Raw genomic sequence first — 9,027 nt, forward strand, 5'->3', positions numbered from 1 at the left:
TTCAATTAAAATATTTGGTTAATTCATCTGTAATTGCTTCAAATAATTGATCTGCCCACTTTTCGTCGAAGGCTTTTTCTATTTCCTCTTCCAGTGCGGATAGTATAGGACGGGATTCGGTACCATCGCGCCAAATGGCACGGCTGATGAGGAAAAGTGTGCTGTTGTCGGTAGGTATACCCCGTGAGAGCGCCCAGTCCCGAAGGGCGTCTATGGGTGGTTGTTTGCCCGTCATGGGCTTGCGTCCCTGTTCTATGTAGTCGATATAATTATCGAACAGGGTTTCTATCACAATAGAATTATCAGCCTGTTTTACCTGTACACGCATGTTCTTGTCGAGGGCACTGTTCTTCAGGTTATTGTTCTCCATTACAATGTGTGACAGCTTCATGACATCGGCGGCTATGACTTCGATTATTTGTGTGATGCTGTCTTTCATTGTTTCGATATTTTAATATCGAAGTCAGGCAGTTTCCCCTCAAAGATTTCAATACTTCCCAACGCCGGAGTATTAAAACCTGACAAACCTGACAGATTTTCGAACTCTTTTTCCCTGTCAAACTGTTCTTCTATCAGACACAGGTTTTGCATATTCACCTGAGTAAAGTTTACCGAAAAGCGGCAACCGCAGGCATTATTATCATAATAATTGCGCAGGGTGGCGTATGTCCAGTCGGGACGGATAGTAATGCCTAGTGAAGGATTTTTCTTAATGCGCTCAATGATATTCAGCCCGATGGAAAAAGCGAGGTTTTGCATATGAGATACCGACTCTTGCGAAACAGGCAGAAAGAGGATCGAAAAATTTACCGAATTGGTAAATATGTTATCCTGATTGCGTCCGTTCAGCGGATCTTCGAGCCAGAAAATCGGATGCGCTTCTTTGCCGTTGCCCAGTTCATAGTTGCGGTTGTAGTAAAAAGCCCTGATTGTTTTATGCTCACGGGCCTGTGTGCGGAAAATGTTAATAATACTTTTTATCATACCGTAAGGGTTTTTATATGATAGATAAAGTTTTCATATTTTGATGAAAAAAGTAGAGGGATTAAGCTTTTGTTTTTTTATCAGTGAAAAGTCATATTGTATATGAATATTATTTTATATACCAAAAGTCGGAATTATTGTTGATTTTTACCTATTTTGCATATACCGGTTACCAGGTATACTGTTATTAATTATATTTGCAGGCTTTTCAGAATGAAACAATAACAAAATAGAGATAAACGACTTATAAACAATACAATAATAATTTTATGCTCAAATTGTACAATAACTGATATAACGAGAACTTCCAAAACCGTATTATAATAGAATTAAGAAAAAAATAAATGTTAAATTCAAGGGTGTCAGGTTTTTATGCGCTTTTGAGGCTACTGTTCTTGCTTAAACATTAATCGAAAATATTTGTTTTATAATCAAATAGCAGTTAAATTGTACTTGTGGGATAATTCATTCATTTACAGATTATGGCGAAGGAAAAAATGTTAAGGTCATTAATGGTCTTATTGATGGCTCATAGCTTTATAAAATTAAATGCTCAGGTTACTATCGGGAGTAATACTCCTCCTCAGAATTACTCGATACTGGAAGTCGTTTCCGATTCTGATCATACCGGCGGATTAAGATTGCCGCAACTGTCATCGGCCGATAAGGCGAAGATCGATGCCAGTCTGCTGGCCGATATATCAAAAAGTAAAGGTTTATTCATTTACAATACTGACACGAATAATATTGAATATTGGGACGGAACACAATGGGTTGCTGCCAGGCAGGTTGAACCCTGGATGGTGTCAGGGTCTACTGATATTGCCACCCTCAATACTCAAAACATCTATCAGATGGGGCAGGTGACTGTTGGCTCGTCGGCAGCGGCAGATCCTACCGCCGCCCTGAATGTGGTGGCTACTGACAAAGGAGTATTGTTTCCCCGTGTCAGCCTGCAATCTTTCGACGATAAGGAAACCATTAAAGACCCTACTACCGGTTTGCTGGTTTACAATACAGGAAATGGCGCGCTGAAAGTAGAGGGATACCTTTACTGGAACGGTATCGAATGGACGCAATTTATATCGGGTACGACCAAATCACCCGAAATATCGGCTCTGGATTGTATCAATGCCCAGATTGTTCCATCAAGGTACACGGCGGGAGTTCCTTATGAAGGGGTACTGATCATTCCTTATTCGGGTGGAAACGGAGGGCATTATCCCTCCGGAACAGCTATCGTATCGACAGGTGTCACCGGGCTGACAGCTACACTACAGTCCGGAAATCTGGCTTATGGTAACGGGGAGTTGATTTTTACCCTGTCGGGTACACCCAGTGCTTCCAGCCCGCAGCTGGCCACATTCGAAATCGATTTTCTGAATATGGAGTGCGATGCTATCGTTGGCTCCAATTCGATTACCCGGGGCGAAACAATCTTCTGGCATGGCTCTATGCCGGCGAATGTGGGGAGTGGCGCAGAGTTGACATCGACCGTATTAGCCAGCAATTATATAACAAATATGCCTGTGATAGAAGACGTATTCCGGTTAGATGCTGCTTTTCTATTACCATCGACCGGAGGAATAAATCCGGTTTCCTTCCTGCCTCGTATATACAATATTTCTTCTGGCCCTGTAAAATTCTGGTGGGGTGGTGTAACCTCTATAGAAGGAAGGGGACGCAGTAATGTACTTCTGGCTTCGGGCGGTTTCCAGAATCTGGATAACGGTATGTATATGGGGTATGGGCTAAATATGAGGGCAGGGGTAAGCACACCGGCCACAGCACTTGCTTATGGAGACACTTCACAGGAAACGATGACTATCGACCTGTTTTATAACGGGAAATGGTACAGGATATTCTTTACCGGATGGGTAGATAATCACGATTCGAATCAGGCAGCCGATATGACAAGGGAAATATATATAACTTACGAAAGAATGTATTAGCAGAGGCAATTGAAAACCTACATAATATTAAATGCGGATCATTCTATTGAAAATATTTTTTGATCCGGAATAACTATTACCTTTACATACCGGACGGTATGTATCATGACAGATTCAAAAAAACAATTATTAGGCACTACTCTGAAGTTGTTTTCCGGGAATTTTTATAAAAAACGCCGGAAGCGCTTCCCTGTGTGAATAGAGATCGGAATCATCTGTATAACCTGCTGAAAAACAACAAAAAAATAAGTCCTGCGGAGAATAAATAAAAAACATCTCATTTTTTTCATTCTTCTGTAAAATATTTTCTCGTCTCAGTTGTCTGCATTAGTAGAGAGCTTTCTGAAAATAAGATTTATAAAATAAAAATTATAAGAGATGAGTGATAAAATCAGTACTAAATATATAAAGGCAAACCCTCGTTTGTGCAAGGCTTGCGACATATGCATCACCGCCTGTCCCAAACAAGTAATCGGCAAAGTCGGGTTTCTGTGGCACAAACATATTATTATTAAAAATGCTGAAAACTGTAATGGTTGTAAAAAATGTATCGGTATGTGCCCGCATGGGGTATTCAGCGAAATTAATCAAGCTATATAAGCAACCGTACTGCAGATAAATAAGAAAAAAAATAAAGAATAAAAGAATATGAAAAAGTTAAAATTTTTAATGCCTGTTGGCTTTTTATTATTGATAGCTGCTGTCGGCGCAGTTGTTATGCTGTTATGGAACTGGCTGATGCCCGCTTTGTTTGGATTGGTTACAATCAGTTTCTGGCAAGCATTGGGTATATTTATTCTTGCCCGTATTCTGTTTGGAGGATTCTGTTTGGGACGAAAAGGATTTATGCATGGAAGGATGCATGGCATGAAAGAAAACCCGATTCATGAAAAATGGATGAAAATGACTCCCGACCAGCGTAAAGAGTTTATTGAAAAAAGACATAAATTCGGGTTTGGAGGTTTCAGGGGAAGAGGTCGTTTCGACATGGGAGATTTTGAAGAACAAGAACGGGGAAATGACGAAACAAACAGATAAAGAGAATCTTGATAACCTTGACGATCTGGTTAAGGAATACCAGCCTCAGCTGAAATCATTTATTCGGAGAAGAGTCTCCAATAAAGAGGATGCTGAGGATATTTTGCAGGATGTATTTTATCAATTGATTAAAGCCGCTGATAATGCAGCCAATCCGATCGAACAGGTGGCGGCATGGTTGTACCGTGTGGCCAGGAACACAATTATAAACAAAGCAAGGAAAAGGACAGAAGAAGAATTTCCTGTTTCCGGATACGATGACGAAGGCAATATATTGAAAGATTTTTCTGAAATATTATTTAATGGCGATAGCCCGACACCCGAAACAGAATACCTCCGCTCGCTTGTGTGGCAGGAGCTTGAATCAGCCCTGGCCGAACTTCCGGCCGAACAAAAAGAAATATTTGAACTGACAGAGATAGAGGGGCTTCCGGTAAAAGAAATATCGGAAGCTACCGGAATATCTGTTAACACATTGCTTTCCCGCAAGCATTATGCGGCCAAATTCCTTCGCAAACGTCTCGAGGGATTGTATAAAGACATCATTTTTTATTAAATATACTTTTTACTTTAATCCATACCTGTCGCCATACCTGTTCAGGAATAAAGAATAAAGTAAAAGCAGTGGAGTTACTTCTTCTTCTTCCATACTTTTTCATCAAAATCCGGCGAGTTTATCTATATGATAAAAACACGTATGGAAAAGAAGAAAAATATGGATTACACCGTAATCAGACTGTCGGAACAAGTGAAGTCATACCCTGCATTCAACCGCAATACCAAAGGCTGGATAAACTATGACCGCGACAACCTGCTGCCCCAACGCATCATAGAACTGAACAACGGATCGGCTATCAACAAAGCCGTGATAGAAAACAAAGTAACTTACATCTGCGGCAGCGGTGTGAAAGACGGCGAGTACTATGGGCAGCCCAATCCGGCAGACGACTGGGACGCACTGATAGAAAAAATAGCTAAGGATTATGTTACATTCGGTGGCTATTGCTTTCAGGTGATACTCAATGAGAACGGTAAGACTGTGAGCCTTTACCATACCGATTTCAGTAAAGTGCGTGTGGGGCAGGTAAACGATTATGGTGTTTACCTCAGCTTCTTCCTGTCGAACGATTGGCGCAAGACTTACGGCAAATTTGCTCCCGTAGAGATCAAAGCATACGGTTTGGAAGAAATGCAGAAGGGCGTGCCGTATCTGTTCTATTATAAAGACTATGAGCCCAGTCTCGATTTTTATCCGGTACCACAATATTATTCGGCACTCAGCTATATAGAAGCCGACGGACTGCTGGGTAAATTCTACCGCAACTCTATCAACAACGGCTTTGTACCGTCTACCATTATCACCATGCCCAGCAACCCCACAGAAGGGCAGAAGGCTCAATTTCAACGCGATATAGAGAACAGCTATGCCGGGACAAATGGCGCCAACAGTATTGTCGTCCTCTGGGGCGAAAGCCAGGAAGTTAAACCGGTGGTGACATCGTATACGGCAAGTAATAATGCCGATCTGTATAACAATGTGGATGAAATTATCTTCCAGAAAATAATATCGGCACATCGCCTTACATCACCTACTCTTGCCGGATTGTCGGGCTCGGGCAACCTTAGCGGAAATGCCAGTGAGATCATCAATTCGTATGTGCTGTACAACCAGACGGTAATACATCAGCTTCGCCGCAAGTTACTGGATACGCTTAGTGTATTCACTATCAACAATGGATATAAAAAGCTGGAAATAGAGGATCTCAATATCGTAAAAGAACTTGCTGCCGACAGCAATATTAAATAGTAGCCGGAGGAGTCAAAGCATAACAATGGCTGCTCTGACTACTGGCCGGAGGCAATGACTCCTTTAATTACTCATTATTTTACTACATTTATTTTGACAAAAGTTTGACAAATGGAAAAGCACAGGCTGTGAAGTCTGTGCTTTTTGTGTGAAAATTTGATAAAAAATATTATAGAAACTATATGCGTAGAGGAAAGGTTTTGGTGAGGTTTTTCATTATTGGTAATTTTGACAAAACTGGTTTAAACGTTTTTTTTAAGATATATTAGTACTAATCCTCCAATGCTTGCCCATTATGAAAAAGTACATACTTATCCTCTTTCTTTCTGTTTTCTGCGTTGGTAAATCATTTGCTGCCGAACAGATACCCGACATACTGCTTGTGAACAACGATACCGTATTTCTTAAAACGTTCCCGCTCGAAAAGCTGAAATTTAAACTCTATCCTTTCGATTACGGAGGAGGCATAGGATCGCCCAACGATGCTTGTCTGCGGGGGTATCAGGCTATATGGACAGTTGTAGATTATAAATTATACCTGAAAGAGATAAGAAAAATAGGTGAGCCTTGGGAAACGGTTAATCTGAAAGATTTCTTTGAAAAGAACGGGCATTCGCCTGTAATGCACGACGGACTGATATTTGCCAACTGGTATTCGGCCAGCCTTGTCTATTATTTCAGCAATACGTCGAAATATCTGTATAAACCGGCCGTCCGTTTTTTCTGGGATAAACCAAAAATTAAATTCGAAAATGGTCTGATGACCATCAATATATTAAACGAAATTGCATAACTTTCGTTGGATTTTTGCATAAGAAGAAAAGCACAGACTGTGAAGCCTGTGCTTTTTATGTTGATGATACTATATTCATCTTAAAAACTATATCCGACACTGAAATGCAAAGCCTTCATTTTATCTTTGTTTCCGTATATGCTCTCCGATCCTATTGTCTGCAGCGGATTGGTTTCGGTCGTTTGTTCGTATGTTGCACGGATAAAAACAGAAGATTTTTCTTTTATCATGTAATGACATCCTATCCCCCCGTAAAACCCTATAAAAACAGAATTAGGGGTTTCACTCTCCAACATCACATATTTGTAATGCCCCGAAGCGTTTAATAGAAAAGAGCTGCTAAAACCTCCTTCTATAAAAGGGCGTATTTTACCTGACGGATATGTGTATTTCACTCCTATTTTTGCTCCGGCCAATAAAGATTTTACACTATAAGGCGTAGTCGAGGTCTCACCTGCATCTATTTCTTCTTGTGTGTACTGACGCATACCTTCTGTTTTGAAGCCTGAAAATGAAACATCTACAAGTAAGCTCAGCGCCTTTGACCATCTGGGGTATGTAAAACTTATCTGGCCGCCTATCAGAGGATAAACAGAACTGTTATTATCCACCGGACCGAAATAATAGTAGTTGAAAGTATAGCTGGTATGCCGTATTCCGGCATAAGCGGAAAATCCGACGGTAACATTCTTCTCGTTTACTTCAGGGTCTTTGTATACTACAACAGAGCCTCCGGTTTCGGAATTGTATTTTTTTACAAGGTTTATCATCGTTTTACTATTGAAGGCAGGAGACTTTATACCCTGTCCGATATCGGGCCTGTCCCTGAAAATATATTGCAGCCGGCCTATATAACTCACATCTTTCTCTACGCGGGCTCCGATATGTTCATCGGCTTTTTTTGTGACCGGAACTGTTTCTTGGGGAGTTTCGAAAAAATAATATTCCTGAAAATTGTCTATGTTGGAATAATAATAAAGGTTCATGTCTCCTCCTACCAGATATTCGGCAAAAACTTTTTTTTGCATACCATTGAGGTTTATATCCAGCGATACATAATATTTTCCGCTACCGGTAAGCCTGTATCCTGTGATCTGCCCCGGATAAAACGTTTCTATCTGACCATCCTCAGTCTTCTTGAACTGGCATTTGACCATGTTGTCGACAGTGGTACGGTAATTGACGAGCCCGTGGATCGTATCTTTTTGCGAAGTAATAACATATCCTTTCTGGTAATTTGACTGGGCTTTGACAGACGCACATGCAAAAAGAAGGACAAGGCATAGAACGAAATTTCTCATAGATCGATAAAATTAAGATGTTAACGAATGCAAGGTAGGAAAAAATATTCTTCTATATTTGTTGAGTGTTGTTTATTTTTCATCTATATTTTAAGTGAATATTTAACGTCTGTTATCTTAAACAAAACACAGGCTATGAAGACATATTGTGTTAGGTGCTGTTATTTCAGTATCTCTTTTTACTTCATCGGCACATTAAGAAATTAGTTGATTAATCACCGCTTCACTTGCTTCTCAAACTTATACTGCTCTTCCTCGGCACGGGCTTTATCTATCCGATAGAGGAGAAATCCGAAAACTTCGACAACTGTTTTTCCAGTGATCTGGTCAAACAGGTAAATCTTATCCTCTGCCAGATCGGCAATTGTTTTATACCACCCCCATTTATTACAAAAGTTTTGGTATCCTCGAGAAAGCGGTTTGCCTGAGCCACCACCTGTGAATAGTGGTTCAAAATCGCTTCTGACTCTTTCTTTCTGTGTAAAAAAAAAGCCAGCAACGGCAGCGCCATGTCGCACGAGAGCGAGCGGAACAGTTCTTTCCGCTCTTTGGTAGTCTCTACATTGTAGCTTTCACCCGCCGGACGGCATACAATAGCCAGTATCTCCGAAATTTTTGTATCGCTGTCGCTCTGGAGGACATTTTCAATATCGATCCATTCGCCCAGCGTGATTTTGTCCGAAAGGGTGATAAAATAATCCTGCCCCTTGATATTCACTTTCGTTGACGGTTCGAAACCGGTGTCGAATACAAACTGCACGGCACCAGATATCGTGTCGTAAAGCTGCCGGGGCGATTCCATCAGCATAGCCGCGTCTATTTTGCAGATGCCGGCTATCAGGTTCACGTCCTGTACCCGTTCGCCGGACTGGTGCATAAACCATTTTTCGTAATCGGCTAGGGTGATATCCGCCCAACTGTCGGGAACGGAAATGTTCTGTTCGTTAAATTCTATTCTCAGCATAAGTTTTTTAATTATGGGTTATAATTTATTTTCCTTATAGATAATCGAATAGAATTTTGATGAAAGCACGGGGAATTATTTGGGTCTTATAGTGTATACTAATTGTGATATATCCGAAGAATAAGAATTATATACTTCAAAATTATCCTTATAAGGTCTTATAGTATACACTAGTTGTGATATATCCG

General features: G+C 40.6%; 10 protein-coding genes. 6 read left to right on the top strand and 4 right to left on the bottom strand.

Annotation, left to right across the window (positions count from 1 at the left end; genetic code table 11):
* Position 1: 1 nt before the first annotated feature.
* Together GGR21_RS13900 and GGR21_RS13905 are read right to left on the bottom strand one after the other, a co-directional pair.
* Positions 2-439: a hypothetical protein gene (locus GGR21_RS13900; protein ID WP_183307840.1), complete on the bottom strand. Its 438-nt coding sequence runs from the start codon at positions 437-439 to the stop codon at positions 2-4.
* Positions 436-984 carry a hypothetical protein gene (locus GGR21_RS13905; RefSeq protein WP_183307841.1) on the bottom strand — a complete coding sequence of 183 codons (549 nt, stop codon included), beginning with the start codon at positions 982-984 and terminating at the stop codon, positions 436-438. Before GGR21_RS13905 ends, GGR21_RS13900 begins: the two co-directional genes overlap by 4 nt.
* Positions 985-1,466: 482 nt before the next feature.
* Between GGR21_RS13905 and GGR21_RS13910 the strand changes: the two genes are divergently transcribed.
* The 6 genes from GGR21_RS13910 (at position 1,467) to GGR21_RS13935 (ending at position 6,574) form a co-directional block, all read left to right on the top strand.
* Complete coding sequence (locus tag GGR21_RS13910) at positions 1,467-2,936, top strand: hypothetical protein (protein WP_183307842.1); 1,470 nt, start codon at positions 1,467-1,469, stop codon at positions 2,934-2,936.
* A 378-nt stretch (positions 2,937-3,314) separates the two neighbouring features.
* Entirely contained in the window at positions 3,315-3,536 is a 222-nt protein-coding gene (locus tag GGR21_RS21130) for a 4Fe-4S binding protein (RefSeq protein ID WP_183307843.1), read from the top strand.
* A 48-nt stretch (positions 3,537-3,584) separates the two neighbouring features.
* Positions 3,585-3,974 (top strand): hypothetical protein, encoded by a 390-nt coding sequence (locus GGR21_RS13920; RefSeq protein ID WP_183307844.1) that lies wholly within the window; start codon positions 3,585-3,587, stop codon positions 3,972-3,974.
* Complete coding sequence (locus GGR21_RS13925) at positions 3,955-4,530, top strand: RNA polymerase sigma factor (protein WP_183307845.1); 576 nt, start codon at positions 3,955-3,957, stop codon at positions 4,528-4,530. The genes GGR21_RS13920 and GGR21_RS13925 overlap by 20 nt, the downstream gene beginning before the upstream one ends.
* A gap of 141 nt (positions 4,531-4,671) precedes the next feature.
* Positions 4,672-5,781, top strand: a complete 1,110-nt coding sequence (locus GGR21_RS13930; RefSeq protein ID WP_183307846.1) for a phage portal family protein — start codon at positions 4,672-4,674, stop codon at positions 5,779-5,781.
* A gap of 295 nt (positions 5,782-6,076) precedes the next feature.
* On the top strand, positions 6,077-6,574 hold the full coding sequence (locus tag GGR21_RS13935) for a hypothetical protein (RefSeq protein ID WP_183307847.1): 498 nt from the start codon (positions 6,077-6,079) through the stop codon (positions 6,572-6,574).
* Positions 6,575-6,654: 80 nt separating this feature from the next.
* Here the strand turns inward: GGR21_RS13935 and GGR21_RS13940 are convergent, their stop codons facing one another.
* Both GGR21_RS13940 and GGR21_RS13945 read right to left on the bottom strand, forming a co-directional pair.
* A complete protein-coding gene (locus GGR21_RS13940; RefSeq protein WP_183307848.1) occupies positions 6,655-7,875 on the bottom strand; it encodes an alpha-crystallin domain-containing protein in 1,221 nt (406 codons plus the stop codon).
* Between the two features lie 271 nt (positions 7,876-8,146).
* On the bottom strand, positions 8,147-8,839 hold the full coding sequence (locus GGR21_RS13945) for a hypothetical protein (protein ID WP_183307849.1): 693 nt from the start codon (positions 8,837-8,839) through the stop codon (positions 8,147-8,149).
* Between the last annotated feature and the right edge of the window lie 188 nt (positions 8,840-9,027).

This window comes from Dysgonomonas hofstadii (assembly GCF_014196915.1).
In the GTDB taxonomy this organism is placed as follows: Bacteria; Bacteroidota; Bacteroidia; order Bacteroidales; family Dysgonomonadaceae; genus Dysgonomonas; species Dysgonomonas hofstadii.